The following is a 19,610-nucleotide window of genomic DNA, read 5'->3' on the forward strand; positions in this document are numbered from 1 at the left end:
AAAACAAGTCAGTTGGTGGTGTGAGATGAAGAAGTACGAACTCATTTCAGAAGAAATCAGAAAACGAATAGGAACAGCATATTATCCAGAAGATCAACCCATTCCAGATGAAAACTCGCTTGCCGCCGAATTTCAATGCAGCAGAATGACGATGAAACGTGCGCTCGATCTTCTCGTTGCAGAAGGTCTGCTCTTTAGAAAAAGAGGCCACGGTACATTTATTGTAAAGGCAGCGCTCAATCAAGGGGCAATCAATGTATCAGGCCATGAAAATAAAGGGTTCACAAAAGTCATGGCGGATAAAAACGTCACGACTCAAATCATTCATTTTGATGTCCATTTTCCAAGCGAAGAGGTGGCAGCCCATCTATCTATTGACTCAACCACACCTGTTTATGATATCATCCGGCTCCGTCTTGTGGATGAAGAGCCTTATGTATTAGAAAAAACGTTTATGCCTGTCAATCTCATTAAGGGCATAGATGAAGAAGTTCTACTGGGTTCTATCTATGGCTACATTTCAAATCAGCTTCATTTAAAAATAGCAGGAGCGCACAAGAAAATTAGAGCGGCTAAATCAGATCAGCTGGATCAGCAGTATTTAGGGTGTGACCCAACAGATCCTGTGCTTGAAGTCGAGCAGGTTGCTTATTTAAACGCAGGGCAGCCGTTTGAATATTCATTTAGCCATCATCGCTATGATAAATTTGACTTTTCAACGGTTGAAATAACGAAAACAGGACGTTAAAAAAAGAGCAGAACCTCCAAGGGAGACTGCTCTTTTTTCATATGATTTTATATATTCCACCAATGGTATCCATCTTTTTCTAGAAGCTCATCTGCTTCTTTCGGTCCCATAGAACCAGCAGGATAGTTTGGTTTTAATGTTTTGCTTTCTGCCCATTTCTCAGAAATCGGATCAACAAAGTTCCAAGAAAGTGCCACTTCGTCCCAATGAGCAAAGTTTGTCGCATCGCCTAGCAAGCAGTCATGAATCAGCTTTTCATATGCTTCTGGTGTATTCATGATGTCGTTATAGTTTGTTTGGTAGTCGAGCTTAATCGGTTTCGCATACGTGCCGCCATCCAGCTTGCGAGCATTCAGGTGAAGGGTGATGCCTTCATCTGGCTGAATGTGAATGACAAGTAAGTTTGGATGCATGGCATTCCCGTTTCCATAGTACAGGTTCATTGGAATGTCTTTAAATTGAACCACGATTTGAGTAGATTTCTTTTCTAATCGTTTTCCTGTACGAATGTAAAATGGCACCCCGGCCCATCTAAAGTTATCAATCAGCAGTTTCCCTGCCACAAACGTTTCTGTGTTTGAGTTCGGGTCAACATTTTGCTCTTCGAGATAAGAAGGAACGACATTGCCATTCATCGTACCAGCATCATATTGTCCGCGGACAAAGAATTGATCGACCTCATCTTTAGAGAAAGGACGAAGAGCGCGCAATGCTTTCCGTTTTTCGCTGCGGATTTCCTCTGTATTGAGTTTAATTGGCGGCTCCATTGCTAAAAGGGCAACCATTTGAAGCATATGGTTTTGGACCATATCTCTTAGTGCACCAGAATTTTCGTAATATCGAGCCCGGTCTTCAACCCCTAAGGATTCACTGGATGTAATTTGAATGTTTGAGATATAGCGGTTTGTCCAAAGTGGTTCAAAGATAGCATTCGCAAAGCGGATGACCTCAATGTTTTGAACCATTTGTTTACCAAGGTAGTGGTCAATACGATAAATTTGATCTTCTGTGAATGCATCACGAATTTCTTCATTTAATGTTTTCGCACTTGGCAGATCATGCCCAAATGGCTTTTCAATGACAAGTCGTGACCAGCCTGTTGTTTCTGATACGCCCTCACTCTTTAGGAACTTCGCAATCGTTCCGAAGAATTCCGGTGCCATAGCTAAATAGAACATGCGGTTATTTGGAATACTGTACGTATCTTCAAGGCCTGTTAAAAGCGTGTTAAGCGATTGATAGGAAGCAGGGCTTGATACGTCAAAATCGTGATAAAAGAAATGTGAAATGAATTCCTCTGTTTTCGCCTCTGCATCATCAGAAGAAACAGATTCCTTTACCACAGCTCTGAGGTCTTCATGGGACCACGGACGGCGTCCAACTCCGACAACAGCGAATTGATCACCTAGCTTTCCGCTATGATAAAGTCTATGTATAGAAGGGTAGAGCTTGCGTTTGGCAAGGTCTCCTGTTGCGCCAAAAATGACAATGACTGCTTTAGGGTTGTTAGTTTCTGTATTCACGAGAAGTACCTCACTTTATTCGTAGCATTGTTGTAAAAACCGAGAATGTATGTACATTTTCTTTATTTTAAAGCTTCATTGTTCGTAAAGCAAACATTTGATTCGACTTTTTCTGCTCTCATTTCACTTTTTTCAAAAATTCCGCTGAATTCACATTTACCTTGTCTTCATGTATTCTATATGAATGAAGATATTGTATACCGGCTTTAGGAGGAAAAGTAATGGAACTGCTCTTTTTAGGAACAGGTGCAGGCATACCTGCAAAAACAAGAAACGTCACTTGCACAGCGCTAAAGCTTTTAGAAGAAAGAAATGCAGTGTGGCTTTTTGATTGCGGAGAAGCGACGCAGCATCAAATCTTACATACAACGATTAAACCGAGAAAGATTGAGAAAATATTTATCACACATATGCACGGTGATCATGTATATGGCCTTCCGGGACTCCTTGGCAGCAGATCCTTTCAAGGCGGGGAGGATGAATTGACGATCTATGGACCAAAAGGCATTAAAGCCTTTGTGAACGCAGCACTTTCAGCTACACAAACGCATTTGACATATTCGCTGCATATCATAGAAATAGATGAAGGGATCGTGTTTGAAGACGATACCTTTCAAGTAGAAGCAAGAAGAGTCTCTCACGGAATTCCAGCTTACGGCTATCGGGTTGTGGAAAAAGATATGCCTGGTTCATTAAAAGCCGAAGACCTAAAAGAAATCGGTGTAAAACCTGGACCTTTGTATCAGAAGTTGAAAAATGGAGAAACCGTGACACTCGAAGATGGAAGAATCATCGATGGAACCAATTATTTGGAACCCCCTAAAAAAGGGAGAATCGTTGCATTTTCAGGAGATACCCGTTTGTGCGAGAATATAACAAGGCTTGCCAAAAATGCGGATGTGTTAGTCCATGAAGCAACATTCGGTAAAGAAGATGCAGATTTAGCCTACAATTATTATCACAGCACAACAGAACAAGCAGCGAAAACAGCACAGGAAGCAGGCGCAAAAAGGCTCATTTTGACCCATATAAGTGCACGTTACCAAGGAGAAGAAGCACTGAAACAACTGTTGAAAGAAGCCCGCGATATATTTCCGCTGACAGAAGCTGCACATGATTTCTCTTCTTTCCCCATTGAACGCAGCCTGTAAAAATTGGATGAATCGTCAAAAAAAGTTGTGTGATTTTTTTGATATTTATGATGACGCTCTTTTTCAGGTAGTGGTAAAATGGTGAAGAAAAAACAAATGACGAATCAAACTATGAAGAATACGGGAGGCACAATCAAAGATGAGCGGTTTTACAGCATTAAGTGAAGCAGAATTGAATGACCTATATGTGGCACTACAAAATGAGTATGAAACTTACAAAAGTAAAAACTTGCACTTAGACATGTCTAGAGGGAAGCCTTCACCAAAACAGCTCGATTTGTCTATGGGCATGCTCGATGTTGTGACATCAAAGGATGCAATGACAGCTGAAGATGGCACAGATGTGCGAAACTATGGCGGCTTGACAGGCCTTCCTGAAACGAAGAAATTTTTTGCAGATGTACTCAATTTAAAGCCAGAACAAATCATCATCGGTGGTAACTCAAGCCTGAATATGATGCATGATACCATTGCACGTGCGATGACTCACGGCGTATGTGACAGCAAAACACCTTGGGGAGAGCTGCCAAAGGTAAAATTCCTTGCACCAAGCCCAGGGTATGACCGTCACTTTGCCATTTGTGAGCTATTTAACATAGAGATGATCACGGTCGATATGAAGGCTGATGGGCCTGATATGGATCAGGTAGAAAAATTGGTCGCAGAAGATGAAGCGATTAAAGGCATTTGGTGTGTACCGAAATATAGCAATCCAGACGGCATTACGTATTCAGATGAGGTCGTTGACCGCCTAGCTTCAATGAAAACAAAAGCAGACGACTTCCGTATTTTTTGGGATGATGCATATGCAGTCCACCATCTAACGGATACACCTGATACGTTAAAAGATATTTTTCAGGCAGTAGAAGCGGCAGGATACCCGAACCGTGTGTTTATGTTTGCGTCTACGTCTAAAATTACATTCCCAGGCTCAGGTGTTGCATTGATGGCGTCTAGCCCGGACAATGTGAGCTTCACTCAAAAGCAACTATCGATTCAAACGATCGGACCAGACAAAATCAATCAACTAAGACATCTTCGTTTCTTCCAAAATCCTGAAGGTTTGAAGGAACATATGAAAAAGCATGCAGCGATCATTAAGCCGAAATTTGACCTCGTTCTCTCCATTCTTGACGAAAAACTTGGCGGAAAAGACATCGCTGAATGGCACAAGCCAAATGGTGGTTATTTCATCAGTTTAAATACACTTGATCATTGTGCAAAAGCTGTTGTGCAAAAAGCAAAAGAAGCAGGTGTCACAATGACAGGTGCAGGTGCAACATATCCATATGGAAAAGATCCGCTTGATCGTAACATTCGCATTGCACCAACATTCCCGACACTTGAAGAATTGGAGCAAGCGATCGACATCTTTACATTATGTGTTCAGCTTGTCAGCATTGAAAAGCTGCTTTCTAAAAAAAGTCAATCTGCTCCAACGGCATAAATAAAAGAAACTCCTTGACTCATAACAGGTCAAGGAGTTTTTCGTTTTAATTGGCAGTTTGATAATAGGAGACAGGTTGTTTGGCTGCGCACCATACATCATAGATGGCAAGCTGTACAATATGCGGTTCATCATGATGAATATAGTGCGAGCTGTTCTGCGCCTGAATCCATCCGCTTTGGGATGACAAAGACAGCATGCGTTTATGAAGCCTGAGCCAAGCTTCATGCGCTGGGTGAAACAATCGGCTCTTACCTGATGAAATGACAAGAAGCGGCATCATCCCATAATGGGTTTGCTCCTCTTTGATTGTGCTTAACATTTGCTGAAAGTCCTCATGCGTACATTCTGCTGTAAACTGCGCCATATATGAAGTGCGTTCTTCCTTTGATAAAAGCGGCAGAATCACCTGCTCTTGCTCCTCACTTGCTGGGTCTAACAGCACCATGCCAATGACATCATCTCCTCTGCGGCTTGCCCATAGCCGGCTGACAAGTGAGCCAAATGAGTGAGCGACAATAAGAAATGGCGGCTGAATATTGGCTTCTCTCAGCAGCGCATCTAAATCATCAGCGAGGTCATGCAAGGTTCTTCCTTCACCGCTCTCACTGCTCTTTCCATTTCCTAAACGGTCGTATAAGAAAACCCCAAGCTCTGGGTCAATATCACGTGCCATATTCGACCACGTATCACTAGAAATGCCGTAGCCTGCTTCAAAGATAATCGTGGCTTGCCTTTTGCCTTGACGATGCTTTGTATAAAAGTGGTGACCATCTATATGATACATTTTTTCAATCATTGCCGAATTCATTCTTCCATCTCCTCTAAGTGGTTCTTTAGCTAAAAGACGGCACAAAAGGCAGATATGTTTCTCTTAAAAACAAAAAAGATGCCTATTTCAAAAAATAGACACCTTTTTTCCTAAGAGCTTTTACCAAGCGCGATCATATTGACGCGGGCTTTCGATGGATGTACGGAGCTCTTGAGCAGCTGTTTTTGGAAAGTATGGATCCCGTAAAAATTCTCTGCCAATAAAGATCAAATCCGCACGCTGATTTCGTAAAATCTCCTCTGCCTGTACTCCAGATGTGATTAGACCGACAGCAGCTGTTTGAATGCCGGCACCTTCTTTTATTTTCTCTGCGAATGTTACTTGGTAGCCGGGGAATGTGTTGATTTTCGCCTGTACGACAGCACCTGAACTGACATCAATTAAGTCGACACCTTGCTCTTTGAGCCAAGTGGAAATCCCAATATAATCTGCAATATCAAGTCCTTTTGTCGTGTAATCAGAAGCCGAAACACGGACAAATAAAGGTCCGTCCCATACGGCCTTGACTGCATCTACGACTTCTCTTAAGAAACGATAACGGTTCTCTGGTGAACCGCCATAGTCGTCTGTTCGGTGGTTCGCCAGCGGTGAAAGAAATTCATTGATCAAATAGCCATGTGCACCATGAATTTCAATGATGTCAAAGCCCGCTTTTTTTGCCCGCACAGCTGCATCCTGAAACGCTTGAACAGTATCTTTGATTTGATCAATAGACATCTCGACAGGGGTTTTAGATGTTTCATCAAATGGGATGCTTGATGGTGCAAGAATGTCTCCATCAAGTTCAGCCTTACGTCCTGCATGGGCTAGCTGGATGGCTGTCTTCGTTCCATATGCTTTGATTTGTTCGTTTAATGAAGCGAACCCTTCAATGTGCTCATCGCTCCAAATACCGAGGTCTTGATCACTAATTCTTCCCTCGGGAGATACAGCACTGGCTTCCACCATGATGAGGCCAGCCTGACCTTGTGCACGGGAAATATAATGTGTGAAGTGGAAAGGCTGTAATTTCCCATCACGGTCATAGGATGAATACATACACATCGGGGACATCACAATGCGGTTTTTCAGTGTAACACCTTTTAATGTCCAAGGTGAAAAGAGTTTTGTTTCCAAATACCTTCGCCTCCTCATGGAATTGTATAGCCGATTATAACAGCCATTCAAACTTTCGTCATAAAAGGTGCTCAAAGAATATAGCTTTTATACACGTTTTTGTATAATGAAGAGATAGAGACATCAAAGGGGGAGAACGGATGAAATGGCAAACAGAGAGTGAACTAAAGGAGCTCCTGACAGCTCTTATGCAGTATGAAAGCATATCAGGTACAACAGGAGAAGTCGCGTTAGCGGAATATTTATATTACTTGCTGAGGGAGCGGCCTTATTTTGAGCAGAACCCTGATCATTTGGCTTTGCATCCGATGAAAGATGGCCGGTATTATTTAACGGCACTTGTGAAGCGCAGTACGCTGCGGCGTACCGTGCTGCTTCTTAGTCACTTTGATGTAGTCGATACAGAAGATTACGGCGAATTTCAAAACATGGCATGCAAGCCTGAAGAGTTAATGGCATCCTTTTCGCAAAAAAGTGCGCTTCTTCCAAAGAGGGCAAGAGAGGACCTTGCTTCAGGCGACTGGTTGTTTGGAAGAGGGGCCATGGATATGAAAGCAGGTCTCACCGTACAGCTTTCTATGCTGGAAAGAGCGATGACAGAAACATTTGATGGAAATGTTCTGCTCGTCACAGTTCCTGATGAAGAAGTGAATTCACAAGGAATGCTTGAGGCGGTGCCGAAGCTAAAAGAGCTTAAAGAAAAGCATGACCTTGACTATACTGCGTGTTTAAACAGTGAGCCCATGTTTGAAAAGTATCCAGGGGATGAACATCATTATATGTATACAGGCAGTATAGGAAAGGTATTAGCCGGATTTTTCTGTAAAGGGATCGAAACGCATGTAGGAGAGCCATTCTCAGGCTTAAATGCGAATTTTATGGTATCTGAACTAAACCGGCTGTTAGAGCTCAATAGTGATTATTGTGAGGAAGTAGATGGTGAAATAACACCGCCCCCAACGAACTTGATGCAAAAGGACTTAAAAGAAGCCTATTCCGTTCAAACACCTCACACAGCTGTATCTTTATTTAATGTGCTCATGATGAAACGTTCAAGTGAAGAACTGCACGGCCTTCTCTATGATACTGCGAAACAAGCAGCAGACCAAATCGAGGCCAATCTTCAGCAGAAAACAGCTGACTTTCAGCGCTTTAAACACTTTACACCAATTGACACTCAGGTTACGGTTCTCACGTTTCACGAGCTGTATCAAAAAGCCGCAGAACGCTCTGGTGAACAGGAAGTTGAGCGCATTGTCAACTATGCATTCGCCAACCGAGGTGAGCTTGGGGATCGTGATTTTTCAACGAAAATTGTCTCGGAGCTGACGACGCTTTGTAAGGAAGATGGACCGCTGATTGTTTTATTTTATAGTCCGCCATTTTACCCTTCAGTGTCCTCAACAGAAGATCCGCATATTCAGACGACATTAAAGAAGATTCAAAAAGAGGCAAAAGAGGTGTATGGACTTGAAGTAGAGGAAGTGAAATATTTCCCGGGATTGTCTGATTTAAGTTACTTGCAGCTCGAAAAGCAGGAGGTAGGTCATTATACGACCAATATGCCGCTTTACCAAAAAGGCTATTCTTTACCACAAGGAGAAAAGGAAGCCCTTTACGTTCCAGTCATCAACGTAGGTCCACTAGGAAAGGACCCGCACAAATGGACAGAACGGCTGCACGTCCCGTTCTCTTTTGGCATTTTGCCAGAACTACTAGAATCAACGATTCATGCTTTATTAGAGAAAAAGTAAGTAGATGTGATGAAGAGCCCTATCTTAATGATAGGGCTTTTGGTTGTGAATGTTCAGTCTATATTTTCATGGTTATACCAAAAGTTTCATACGTAAATTGTATATAAAACAATAGTCCTTACAAAAAATAGTGAAAATGATTGAAATATTCAGAAAAGTCTATTATAATCAATTATGTAATTAAGTTACAATTTATCTAATTAAAAGGAGGTGATGAAAATGAAGCGTAACGAGTGGATTGCAATCTAATGAATAGAATCAATACTTACTGAAAAGAGTGTTTCGCAGAGAAGTGATTTATTTAGCTTCTCTGTGAATTTGTATGTGGGATAAAAATAGACGAGAGTTGGGTGAGAGAATTGTCAAATATGAAAAGTTATTATGATGAGCATCCGTCTTTATGGAATTTTCTTTATCCGTTTTTTGGCCAAGCGAGCCAAGAAGGAGCACAATCTCGTGTGACAGAATTCATTCAGAAGGAACGAACATTTCAAAAAGGGGAAAACGCTTTATATTTACATATCCCTTTCTGCGATACGATCTGTTCGTTTTGTCCTTTTATTAAATCTACGAAATATGAGCCCATTATCGGAAAGTATATAGATGCTTTAATCAATGAGATGCGTATCTTATCCCAATCCCCTAATATCCAAAAAATGACGTTTGATGTGGTGTTCGTTGGTGGAGGGACTCCTTCCATAATGCCCCCAGAACTAATCTATCGACTTTCGACCGCTATAAAAGAAAATTTCTCATTATCTGCTGATTATGAATGGACATTTGAATGTGAAGCAAAAACAGCTACACCAGAAAGAGTGGCTGCTATGGCTGAAGGTGGAGCCAACAGAGGGAGCTTTGGTGTCCAAACATTAAATGAACACTATCGGAAAATGTTCAACTTAACGGCTAGTTTTGATCAAATCTCTCAGACTGTGGACTTAATGAAACGTCATTTCCAATCTTATAATATTGATTTGCTTTATCAGCTTCCTGGACAAACGAAAGAAGAGATGATAGAGGACATAAATGGAGTGATGGCATTAGGAAGCACAAGTATTGATACATATCCACTAGAATATATTGCTTGTTCGAAGGGATGGTTATCAAAAATTAACAAAGGCAAGGTGCCAATGCCGCCAAATCCTAAAGAAAAATTTGAGTTTAGTGATACATTATATCGTCATTTAAAAACGAATGGCTGGCATCAAAATTATGTGTATACGTTTATGGCTCCAGAGCATCAGAATAAACGTTTTCAATATGGCGAAGTGATTTACGGGGGATATGAAGATCAATATATTGGTTTGGGAACAGGAGCGATCTCCTATATGCAAGGCATGATATGGTCAAATGAAGGAAATACGCAAAAGTATATCGAAAGCCTGACGAATCAAGAATTACCTATTGTTAAATCTAGAGAATATCATGCTTTTGATAGAAGACTCATCTTCTTCCCTAAAACAATGAAAATAGAAAAAACGTATCTCAATCGAATGCCAAAGCGTGAGGAAATCTATCGTAAACTACAATTACTCATAATGAAAGGAGTAGTTGAAGAAGCGGAGCAATATTTTGTAATCAAAGAAGAAGCGAAGCCATGGTATCCGGCGATCTTAGTTGATCTTATACCAGAAAAAGAGAGAGAAAATTATGATCAAGCCGTGGAGTTTATGCAAAAAGAGTTAGGCTGGTACGAGTCGACTGAGGTGCTCATCTAATGGTTTCAAAGAAAGAAACGACATCTCTATTCAAAGATCAAAATTTTGTCTGTTTCTTTATTGGGCAAAACTTATCTGCTTTTGGAGATTGGTTTAGAACGATAGCGACGATTGGTTTAATTTATGAGCTTACTGGGAAAGCGACCCATCTAAGCATTCTATTTATTTGTTCCATGCTCCCTCTCATTTTAACATCTATGCTTTTGAGCCCAATTATAGATAAGTTTTCTTACAAAAAAGTTGTGATATTCGCAGATGTGGCACGTTTTATCATTGGACTGGGGTTTGTTTTAGTTGTCACAATGAATGTTACACCGTTTATCCTTTATTTATTATTAGCGTTAAATGGTGCCTTCTCTGGTATATATCTGCCTGCTCGTTCATCTATGATACCTGAAATCCTTGATAAGGAGCAGCTTTCTAAGGGAAATAGTATACTGGCCACATCTTTTAGCGCATCGATGCTCATTGCGACAGGATTAGGCGGGTTGGTGACAGAAATTTGGTCAATTTCCACAATTTATTTAGTAGATGCGCTGACATTTTTATTATCAGCTATGCTGTTAATTCCTATTAAAGCGAAAGAAGCATCTGAAAAAAAAGAGTATGTGTCATATATTCAAAGTTTTAAAGAAGGAATTAAAGAAATCAAGGGATCACCCAAAATTCAAAGCGCCATATGGATATTGATGTCAAGAGAGTTTGCTTTAAGCATCGTTTATGTTTTATTTAGTCTGTATATTTTAGAAGTGGCCAGAGAAGGGAATTTTGGCTTGGGGCTTGGTCATACAATTAGTGGACTAGGGCAAATTATCGGTGGACTTACACTTGCAGCGTACTTCAAAAAAGTGAAATTCTCCTTTCAATTTTATAAAAGGTGGTCTACATTAGCGGTTATATTGCTTGCGATATTACATGCATTGTCGTATCAACAAACGACTTTTATTGGATTTTTGATTGTTGTTTTATTAGCCAATCTATTATATAGCCCAATCGAAGTTTTGTATTCTACTAATATTATGACCTATGCAAGCAGTCATTTAAGAGCCCGTGTGTTTTCAGTAGGTCTTGCATTATCACGCATATTTTATATTAGTGGGTTTATCCTCATGGCATTTATCGGAGATTTGATTCCTATACATGTCATCGCTATAGGGATGGCAGGGCTTGTGATAGTAGCAGGTTTGATGAACAGCTTACTGCTACTAAAAGGAAAGCATCAAGATAAATCAAAAGTAGAAATGCATTCACTGTAAAGGAGACGTTGATTGCGTAATGGAAACTGGGAAATTAACAAAAACAGACATCATCACATCGCTTCAGGAAAGTATGAGTGAACTAGAGAAGATAGTGAAGGCTTGTGATGATGACACACTGGATCAATCTTTGGGGGAGGGGAAGTGGTCAATTAAGCAGCTCGCCGGGCATTTGTATGACACAGAAGAAGTCTGGTCAGAGCGGATAGAGCAGGCGATATCAGAGGATCACACGCCCTTTCAATCGTATGATCCTGAAATATACGTGAAGGAAAGAGCGTATGAATGGTATAACGCTGACGAGATCAAAGCATTGATCAAACGGATGAAAGAGAGAAGAAACAACACGCTTCGGCTATTAGAAAAAGATATTTGGGAACAATCAGGCCTCCATCCGGAAGAAGGAGTGATGACCGTCCAAATATTAGCTGAAACCATCGCTTTACATGAACAACATCATCTGGATCAAATCAAAGCCATCATGTCAATGATTGAATCATCTACATGAGGAGGTGCTAAAGTGAAGCATCAAGAATTGTTAGTTGATGTGAATTTTTATCAGGCACGTGATTCTTTATTAGAACAAGCCATTTCTAGTAAAGAACAGAAAGAACCGAAGTGTGAATCACGCAATTCACACCCAGTGGCCAGCGAGAAAAAATAGAGGGTCATATGTGAAAAAGCACCTGTCATCAAAACAGGTGCTTTTCAAATTCATTTATACGTACTGGCTGAAAACATTTCATTTAATTCTGCTGCGCGTTTAGTGGCTGTTTTGACACAATCGACAACGGCTTCTTCAAATTGATAGGCAGCCAGTGTGTTCAGGCCGGCTTCTGTTGTTCCGCCTTCACTTGTGATTTCTTTGCGCAGTTCGGCAGGTTCTTTACCGCTGTCTTGAAGCATATTGGCGGCGCCCGCAATCATTTGGCAAATGAGTAATTTCGCAGTTGCTTGGTCCATTCCAAGTTCCGAAGCACCTCGCTCCATTCCTTCAATCAAATGATAAATGAATGCAGGGCCGCTGCCTGCGATGGCTGTCACAGCATTTAGCTGCGATTCATCCAATACTGTGACATGCCCGATTGTTTCAAACAGCTCGACGGCTTTTTTCTTTTGCTCCTCTGTAACTTCATGACTTACGGCAATACCTGTTGCTGACTGCTGGATCGCCGCTGATGTATTTGGCATCGCACGAACGACTGCTGTCTTTCCGCCAGCATAGTGTTGAATCGTTTCAATGGAAATACCAGCTAAAATAGAAATGATCAGCTGTCCATGTAAATGAGGCTGGACTTCAGAAATTCCGCTTTCTGCATCCTTCGGTTTTAAGGCAAAAACGAGAATATCCGCTTCTTCATAAATAAAGGACCGAGCGAAATCCGTTTTGACCCCATAACGTACCTGTAATTCTTCTAATCGTTTTTCATTCGTTTTGTTTGTGACAATGATATCTTCATTCGACATCATGCCGCTTTTTAATAAACCTTTGATCATAGACTCTGCCATTGAGCCTGCACCGATAAATCCAATTTTACTCATAAGCTGCTCCTCCTTGTAGAAAATAAAAAAACCTCTCGCCTGAAAAGGACGAAAGGTTTTTCGCGGTACCACCCTCAATTAGCATGCAAACATGCATACTCAGCTCTAGTCCCTTAACGCGGGATACGTTTAGGTTTGCCTAACAGCTCAAAGGGCAGGTTCAGCAAATAAGAGGATGGTGAAGTCTTTCAGCCGGCGGACCTCACTCTCTTGCATCATTATTTTGCTTACTAATCCTTGTCACCCGCGCATCATATATTTGTTGTTCATTATGCAACGATGGACAAGTTTATGTCAATAGGGGCAGTTAAAAAAATTGCCCATCTAAACCGCATGACAGTCTGCCTTTTGCAAGATACAATGAAGTAAGAAGACTGAGTCCCACAATCATGAGTCAAAAAGCAGGAGATGACGTATAAAAGTGAAAGAAGACATCATTCAATTATCCATCCCGACGCCGTTTGCCGTTGGGGATGTGCATGCATATGTATTAAAAGGAGAGGCCGTAACCTTAGTAGATTGCGGGCCGATGACAGAAGAGGCAGAGCATGCCTTTGTCACGCAATTAAAGGAACATCGTTTATCGATAGACGATATTGATCAAGTGGTGCTGACCCATCATCATGCAGATCATGTCGGTCTATTAAATTTGATGAAACCTCATGTCCGTGTGATTGGACACCAGCTAAATGAGCCGTATATTAGTCAGGATCCAGTGTTTAAGCAGCGCCAAGTGGACTTTATGATTCCTTTTTTTCAGAAGTTAGGTGTCCCGCTTCGACAAAATGAGTGTGAAAAAATGGTGAAGCAATCTTATACATATTCTTGTACTTCACATGTAGATGAGATCATAAAAGAAGGTGATCGTTTGAACGGGCATGAACACTTCTTTGTGATGGAAACACCCGGACACGCACAGTCTCATCTTTCCTTTCTAGATGAAACAACGGGGAATTTTATTGGAGGCGACCTGCTTTTGACGACCATTTCTTCAAATCCGTTAATGGAAGCACCGTATGAAGGCGAGGAACGTCAAAAATCACTGCTTCAATATAAAGCATCACTCAATCGGTTATTGCGTCTGCCAATCAAGACGATTTATCCAGGACACGGTCAGCTCATCACGTCCCACCATGAATTGATTGAAGAAAGATTTAAGAAACAAGAGAAACGAGCAAATACGATGTATCAGCTGCTTAAACAAAAAGAAATGACGGCCTTTCATCTTTGCCGTAAGCTATTCCCTGTGATGTATGAAGAGGCCTTGTTTTTAACGATGTCAGAGACAGTCGGTCAGCTGGATGTGCTCTTAGCGGCTGGGCAAATTGAAGAAGTACAAAAAGACGGAATCGTCTATTACAGGGCAAACTAAGGAGTGAAACGCATGGGGCGATTGACAGGAAAAAGAATTTGGATTACAGGCGCATCTGGGGGCATTGGTGAAAAAATGGCGTACTTGGCAGCAGGAGAAGGCGCAGAGATCATTATTTCAGCAAGACGAGTGGAAAAGCTTACTGGTGTGAAAGAAAAAATTATGAGTGCTGGCGGGGTGTGTCACATTGCTCAGCTTGATGTCAGCCAGCTTGAGGACATTGATCGGGCTTATAAAGAAGTGGGGCCGGTCGATATTTTGGTCAACAATGCCGGCTTTGGCGTATTCGATCTCGTAGAAGATGCCTCCATAGAGGAAATGGTGTCTATGTTTGAGGTGAATGTGTTTGGCTTAATCGCCTGCACGAAAAAGGTCATCCCTGAGATGAAGCAAAGAGGGCAGGGACATATTATCAATATCGCATCCCAGGCAGGAAAGATTGCGACTCCCAAATCTGCTATTTATTCCGCATCAAAGCATGCCGTTCTTGGATTTTCAAACAGCCTCAGAATGGAGCTGGCAGACTCAGGCATTCACGTGACAACGGTCAATCCAGGACCGATTGCCACAGACTTCTTTACCATCGCTGACCGCAGCGGTGAATATGTGAAGAACGTTGATTTTATGATGCTGAGTGCGGACAAGGTGGCAGGGAAGATCGTATCAGCCATGATGACGAAAAAGAGAGAGATTAATCTGCCCGGCTGGATGAATGCTGGCAGCAAATTGTATCAGCTATTTCCATTTTTATTTGAAAAAGCAGCACGCAAAGCGATGATGAAAAAGTAACAAAAAAGAAACCGGTTTTGAACTGGTTTCTTTTTTTGAGGTAAGACTTCATTGTGACACGTTCTATATCCGTCTTGCCGCTTGCTGAAGCGGGTCCCATACACTGTTAAAAGGCGGTGCATAGCTAATATCTAAATCTTCAAGATCTGTTATGGTCAGCCCTTGATAAAGGGCAGCCGCCACTACATCGATCCGTTTATCTACACCGTTTCTCCCGATGATTTGGGCACCAAGCAAAGTATGGTCATCGCTTCGGTAGATCAGTTTCACTTTCATTTTCTGCGCTTCTGGGTAATACCCTGCGTGATCTGTACTATCTATAGTGATGACAGAGAAAGGAATGTCCGCTTCTTTTGCTTCTTTTTCTGATAAGCCTGTTCGTCCCGCTGTCATGTCCATAAATTTCATGACGGCTGTTCCAGTCACGCCTTGAAACGCCCGGTTTGTCCCTGTCATATGAAAGCCTGCGATTCTCCCTTGTTTATTCGCAGTTGTGCCGAGCGGAATATAGTCCAGTGATTTTTTGATGCGGTGATAGGTCGCCGCGCAATCACCAGCAGCATAAATGTCTTTTATATTGGTTTGCATGTATTGATTCACTGCAATAGCGCCATTTTGAAGCCGCTTGATTCCGGTATGATGTAAAAAGGAGGTTTGAGGAGTGACGCCGATGGCCATGATGACCATATCTGTTTGAATGGTTTGTTTGTCTGTGATAACAGCTGTGACATGTGACTTGCCTTCTAATTGCTGCACTGTTTCTCCAAGCGATACGTGAATGCCCTTGGCGTCAGCCTCTTCTTTCAGGTATTTTGCCATATCGGAGTCAAAGCCCGGGCCGAGTGTTGCTCCCCGCTGAATGATATGTACGTTTTTTCCCAGCGCTTTTAAATTTTCAGCCATTTCAAGGCCGATATATCCACCGCCAATGATCGTGACATGTGTGATGTCCTTTTTTAAATGGTCTAAAATGGAGAGCGCATGCGGGATGGTTTTTAATACGTGTACGCCTTCTAATGGCTGGCTGTCTAAATCCAGTGTGACAGGGCTTGCTCCTGTCGCAATTAAGAGGCGGTCATAGCTTTCTATAAAGGGTTCTTTTGTTTTCGTATGATGACCCGACACTGTTTTTTGCTCTGGGTCAATGGAGGTCACTTCGTGTAAGCATCTGGCGTCAATTCCATATTTGTCACGAAAAGTTTCAGCACTGCGTGCAATCAGCTGTCTGTGATGATCAATGAGACCGCCGATCAAGTAGGGGAGTCCGCACTGTCCATATGAGAAAATCTCTCCTTTTTCAAAAGCAACAATGTGTGCATCTGGATCCTCTCTATATATTTGCATAGCGCAGCTCATTCCTGCTGCATCTCCGCCAATCATCACATATTTCATTTGGTGTGCTCCCTTCTATCTATCGTACTGAATACTCTTATTTACCCTCATATTCCTCTTTTTAATGCTCTTTTTTTTCGCAAAAGAAGCAAACTTTAGTTGAAAAATAAAGACAGCGCCTTCATTTTAGGCTACAATCGGATTATCGTCTTTTTAGGTTACGAGTTTAGTGAAGATTGGTGGGAAAGACTTTGAGTGACACGCGACTAGATTTTAATACGCTATACACGCGCCATACGAGAGAGGCCTGGGCAGCTCTTGGAGAATATATGCCGGTATCTGTTTCAGAAGAAGAAGCAAGAGCGCTGCAAGGGTTAAATGACTATTTATCGCTTGAAGAAGTTCGAGATATTTACATACCGCTCATTCGTTTTCTGACATTACATGTCTTTGCAGAAAAACAAAAAAACCAGCATGTGAATGCCTTTTTAAACTACCCGCATCATGCCAAAATTCCCTTTTTAATTGGAATTTCTGGAAGTGTAGCTGTCGGGAAAAGCACAACGGCTCGTATCATTGAAACGCTTTTATCGAGGCTTGGAGATGGGCTGAAGGTGAGTCTTGTGACAACAGATGGCTTTTTATATCCTCAAAAAGAATTAAAGGATCGAGGACTGATGGAAAAGAAAGGCTTCCCGGAAAGCTATGATGTCAAAGCCCTACTGTCTTTTTTAAATGAATTAAAATCAGGTAAACAAACTGTGCATGCCCCGGTATATTCGCATCTGACCTATGACCGGCTAGAAGGGGTGTATGAAACAGTAGAGGATGCTGATATTGTCATTATTGAAGGAATCAATGTGCTCCAATCACCAGCGCTGGATGATCTGAAGGATGAACCGCGTGTGTTTGTATCAGATTTCTTTGATTTTTCGATTTATGTAGACGCCGCTGAAACGCAAATTCAATCATGGTATAAAGAACGGTTTCGTTTGCTCAGAGAAACAGCCTTCCAAGATCCTGAATCCTTTTTTCATCAATATAAAGATTTGACGGATGAAGAGGCAGATCAGATGGCAAGCACGATTTGGAATACTGTGAACCGTCCTAATTTATATCAAAATATTTTACCTACAAAATATCGAGCTGATCTCATTTTGAAAAAAGGTGATCAGCACAAGGTGGAAGAGATCGCCATCCGCCGGGTATAAAGAAAAAACCGCTCAAACGAGAGAGCGGTTTTTTTAATGATCTCCACTTACTTTAACAGCTACGGCAGCTGCCGATCGTTTTTTCAGACGATAGTACCCAATGAACAAGAACGGGACGCCTGCGATGGTGATGATCGACAAGACCGTAAAAATGGAGAGGGGATGGGCTGCGCCGAAATAGTCAATGCACAGTCCGCCGACAAATGGTCCGACCACGCTGCCGAGCTGAGAAAATCCCATCGCACCAAAGTACGATCCCTTCACTTCAGGCTTTGCAATATTGTCTACAAAAAGATCCATCATCGCAAACAGCAGAACTTCCCCAATTGTAAACACGACAATGATGAAAGCAAGCATGCCGAGACTCTGTGAAAAAGCAATGGCAAACAAACTGCCGGCAAGAAGAATATTCCCGGTGGTCAGCGACAAAATGGTGGAGTAGCGCTTCGCAATCATGATGAGCGGATATTGTACGACAATGACAACAACTGCATTTAAAGATAAAAGATATCCAAACAGCTTAGGACCATCCTCAATCATAGGTGACGCTGATAAGTATTGCGGCAGTGTTGAGCTTAAATGTGAATACCCGAACGAACATAAGGTAACACCGATGAGAATGATGCTAAAGACCGTATCTTTTTGGATAATGGAAAGGGCTTTTTTGACGCTGATCTGTTTCGTGCTTTCTGGAGCAGCAACTGGATGCTTCTGAAATTGCCAGGCCAGCGTTAATCCGTATAACAAATAAATGAAGGCAGCGACGAGAAAAGGAAACGTTGTTTTCGATGACCCGAGATATAAGCCAAGCAGCGGGCCGAAGATCACACCAATGTTAATGGCCGTATACCGTAAATTAAAAACAAACAACCGAATACTTGATGGGGTGACATCAGATAAGAGCGCCTTAGACGTTGGTTCAAACAGTGCCCGGCACAGTCCGTTTAATGCATTCATGAGAAAGAAGACCCAAATGGCATCTGCAAACGCAAAGCCAACAAAGACAAATGACCAACCGAAGATGGATAGAAGCATGACTTTTTTTCTGCCAATTCGGTCAGAAACATAGCCGCCGTAAAAACTCGCAACGATCCCAATAAGAGAGCTGACGGCAATGATTAACCCAGCTGAAGAAGCTGAGGCCCCTTTGACTTGTGTCAAATAAACGGCTAAAAAAGGAATGCTCATGGACGTCGCCATCCGGCCGAATATGGTACCGATGATGATTGTCCAACTAAGTGGATGTAAAGTACGTAAGTTATTTTTCATGCTGTTTCTCCCCTGAGTGTTAAGATGTTCCAATCATACATGAAAAATTGTGCAAATTAAATACACAATTTGATGGAGGAGACATCCGCCATATGGCAGAGGAGCTTTTAATGGCCCCGCAAATTCGAAGTCTTGTTTTTTCTCCCGGTGCTTCTATGTCTTTTAGATATGCTGATTCGTACGATCACTTAAAGACAATTTAATCAAGATCAATCGCGACAATTTGCTGCAAGGACAGGTGGAGAACATCTTCATCATTGACGATTTTTATGCGCTGCGTTTCATAATGAATGGCTTTCACCCAGCCCCAAAACTGCTGTTTCATACCTGCTGCGGCATATGTCACGCAAATGGCTTGATCCTCTGTAATTGACTGTGTGATCAAAAAATTCATTTCCTCTAGCTGATCAGTGCTCAGCGGAGGAGGCGTGTATTCTTTTTTCTTCCGTTTTTGAGCAAGCAGCTGTTCACGGTGCTCTGGGAGCATCATTCGGCTTGATTCCCACATGATGTTGTATCCGGGTGTTAATTTATTGGGATTCATGGCTGT

Annotated in this window: 18 protein-coding genes; 11 read left to right on the top strand and 7 right to left on the bottom strand. The window is 41.9% G+C overall.

Going from position 1 to position 19,610, the window contains the following annotated elements:
- The first annotated feature begins 25 nt into the window (after positions 1-25).
- Positions 26-748 (top strand): GntR family transcriptional regulator, encoded by a 723-nt coding sequence (locus NSS92_RS03480; protein WP_024422902.1) that lies wholly within the window; start codon positions 26-28, stop codon positions 746-748.
- Positions 749-795: 47 nt separating this feature from the next.
- Here NSS92_RS03480 and zwf read toward each other — a convergent pair whose 3' ends face one another.
- Positions 796-2,271 (bottom strand): glucose-6-phosphate dehydrogenase, encoded by a 1,476-nt coding sequence (gene zwf / locus NSS92_RS03485; RefSeq protein WP_340866918.1) that lies wholly within the window; start codon positions 2,269-2,271, stop codon positions 796-798.
- Between the two features lie 221 nt (positions 2,272-2,492).
- On the opposite strand from zwf, the gene rnz reads away from it, so the two are divergent.
- Together rnz and NSS92_RS03495 are read left to right on the top strand one after the other, a co-directional pair.
- The gene (gene rnz / locus NSS92_RS03490) at positions 2,493-3,422 is read left to right on the top strand and encodes a ribonuclease Z (protein WP_340866919.1); all 930 of its coding nucleotides are present in this window, start codon (positions 2,493-2,495) and stop codon (positions 3,420-3,422) included.
- Positions 3,423-3,561: 139 nt separating this feature from the next.
- The gene (locus NSS92_RS03495) at positions 3,562-4,869 is read left to right on the top strand and encodes an aminotransferase class I/II-fold pyridoxal phosphate-dependent enzyme (RefSeq protein ID WP_340866920.1); all 1,308 of its coding nucleotides are present in this window, start codon (positions 3,562-3,564) and stop codon (positions 4,867-4,869) included.
- A 46-nt stretch (positions 4,870-4,915) separates the two neighbouring features.
- On the opposite strand, the gene NSS92_RS03500 is transcribed toward NSS92_RS03495, so the two are convergent.
- Together NSS92_RS03500 and namA are read right to left on the bottom strand one after the other, a co-directional pair.
- Entirely contained in the window at positions 4,916-5,680 is a 765-nt protein-coding gene (locus NSS92_RS03500; RefSeq protein WP_267587373.1) for an alpha/beta fold hydrolase, read from the bottom strand.
- A gap of 120 nt (positions 5,681-5,800) precedes the next feature.
- Positions 5,801-6,817, bottom strand: a complete 1,017-nt coding sequence (gene namA, locus NSS92_RS03505) for an NADPH dehydrogenase NamA (protein WP_340866921.1) — start codon at positions 6,815-6,817, stop codon at positions 5,801-5,803.
- Between the two features lie 140 nt (positions 6,818-6,957).
- Between namA and NSS92_RS03510 the strand changes: the two genes are divergently transcribed.
- The 5 genes from NSS92_RS03510 (at position 6,958) to NSS92_RS03530 (ending at position 12,209) form a co-directional block, all read left to right on the top strand.
- The gene (locus NSS92_RS03510) at positions 6,958-8,571 is read left to right on the top strand and encodes a M20/M25/M40 family metallo-hydrolase (RefSeq protein WP_340866922.1); all 1,614 of its coding nucleotides are present in this window, start codon (positions 6,958-6,960) and stop codon (positions 8,569-8,571) included.
- 368 nt (positions 8,572-8,939) lie between these two features.
- Positions 8,940-10,289, top strand: a complete 1,350-nt coding sequence (locus NSS92_RS03515) for a coproporphyrinogen-III oxidase family protein (protein ID WP_340866924.1) — start codon at positions 8,940-8,942, stop codon at positions 10,287-10,289.
- Positions 10,289-11,545, top strand: coding sequence for an MFS transporter (locus NSS92_RS03520; RefSeq protein ID WP_142945942.1), 1,257 nt, complete (start codon positions 10,289-10,291; stop codon positions 11,543-11,545). Before NSS92_RS03515 ends, NSS92_RS03520 begins: the two co-directional genes overlap by 1 nt.
- 19 nt (positions 11,546-11,564) lie before the next feature.
- Complete coding sequence (locus NSS92_RS03525; RefSeq protein ID WP_267587377.1) at positions 11,565-12,053, top strand: DinB family protein; 489 nt, start codon at positions 11,565-11,567, stop codon at positions 12,051-12,053.
- Between the two features lie 12 nt (positions 12,054-12,065).
- Complete coding sequence (locus NSS92_RS03530) at positions 12,066-12,209, top strand: hypothetical protein (protein WP_155267113.1); 144 nt, start codon at positions 12,066-12,068, stop codon at positions 12,207-12,209.
- Between the two features lie 50 nt (positions 12,210-12,259).
- On the opposite strand, the gene proC is transcribed toward NSS92_RS03530, so the two are convergent.
- On the bottom strand, positions 12,260-13,087 hold the full coding sequence (gene proC / locus NSS92_RS03535; protein ID WP_340866925.1) for a pyrroline-5-carboxylate reductase: 828 nt from the start codon (positions 13,085-13,087) through the stop codon (positions 12,260-12,262).
- A 421-nt stretch (positions 13,088-13,508) separates the two neighbouring features.
- Here proC and NSS92_RS03540 point away from each other — a divergent pair, with 421 nt between their 5' ends.
- A complete protein-coding gene (locus tag NSS92_RS03540; protein ID WP_340866926.1) occupies positions 13,509-14,459 on the top strand; it encodes an MBL fold metallo-hydrolase in 951 nt (316 codons plus the stop codon).
- 12 nt (positions 14,460-14,471) lie between these two features.
- Positions 14,472-15,248, top strand: coding sequence for an SDR family NAD(P)-dependent oxidoreductase (locus NSS92_RS03545; protein WP_340866927.1), 777 nt, complete (start codon positions 14,472-14,474; stop codon positions 15,246-15,248).
- Between the two features lie 63 nt (positions 15,249-15,311).
- Here NSS92_RS03545 and NSS92_RS03550 read toward each other — a convergent pair whose 3' ends face one another.
- Positions 15,312-16,640, bottom strand: a complete 1,329-nt coding sequence (locus tag NSS92_RS03550) for a CoA-disulfide reductase (RefSeq protein ID WP_340866928.1) — start codon at positions 16,638-16,640, stop codon at positions 15,312-15,314.
- 191 nt (positions 16,641-16,831) lie between these two features.
- Between NSS92_RS03550 and coaA the strand changes: the two genes are divergently transcribed.
- A complete protein-coding gene (coaA, locus tag NSS92_RS03555; RefSeq protein WP_340866929.1) occupies positions 16,832-17,791 on the top strand; it encodes a type I pantothenate kinase in 960 nt (319 codons plus the stop codon).
- A 33-nt stretch (positions 17,792-17,824) separates the two neighbouring features.
- Here the strand turns inward: coaA and NSS92_RS03560 are convergent, their stop codons facing one another.
- Together NSS92_RS03560 and NSS92_RS03565 are read right to left on the bottom strand one after the other, a co-directional pair.
- Positions 17,825-19,060 carry an MDR family MFS transporter gene (locus NSS92_RS03560; RefSeq protein ID WP_340866930.1) on the bottom strand — a complete coding sequence of 412 codons (1,236 nt, stop codon included), beginning with the start codon at positions 19,058-19,060 and terminating at the stop codon, positions 17,825-17,827.
- A gap of 199 nt (positions 19,061-19,259) precedes the next feature.
- Positions 19,260-19,604: a YolD-like family protein gene (locus NSS92_RS03565; RefSeq protein WP_041086037.1), complete on the bottom strand. Its 345-nt coding sequence runs from the start codon at positions 19,602-19,604 to the stop codon at positions 19,260-19,262.
- Between the last annotated feature and the right edge of the window lie 6 nt (positions 19,605-19,610).

The organism is Bacillus sp. FSL M8-0166, from assembly GCF_038008825.1.
GTDB classification, from domain to species: domain Bacteria; phylum Bacillota; class Bacilli; order Bacillales; family Bacillaceae; genus Bacillus; species Bacillus safensis.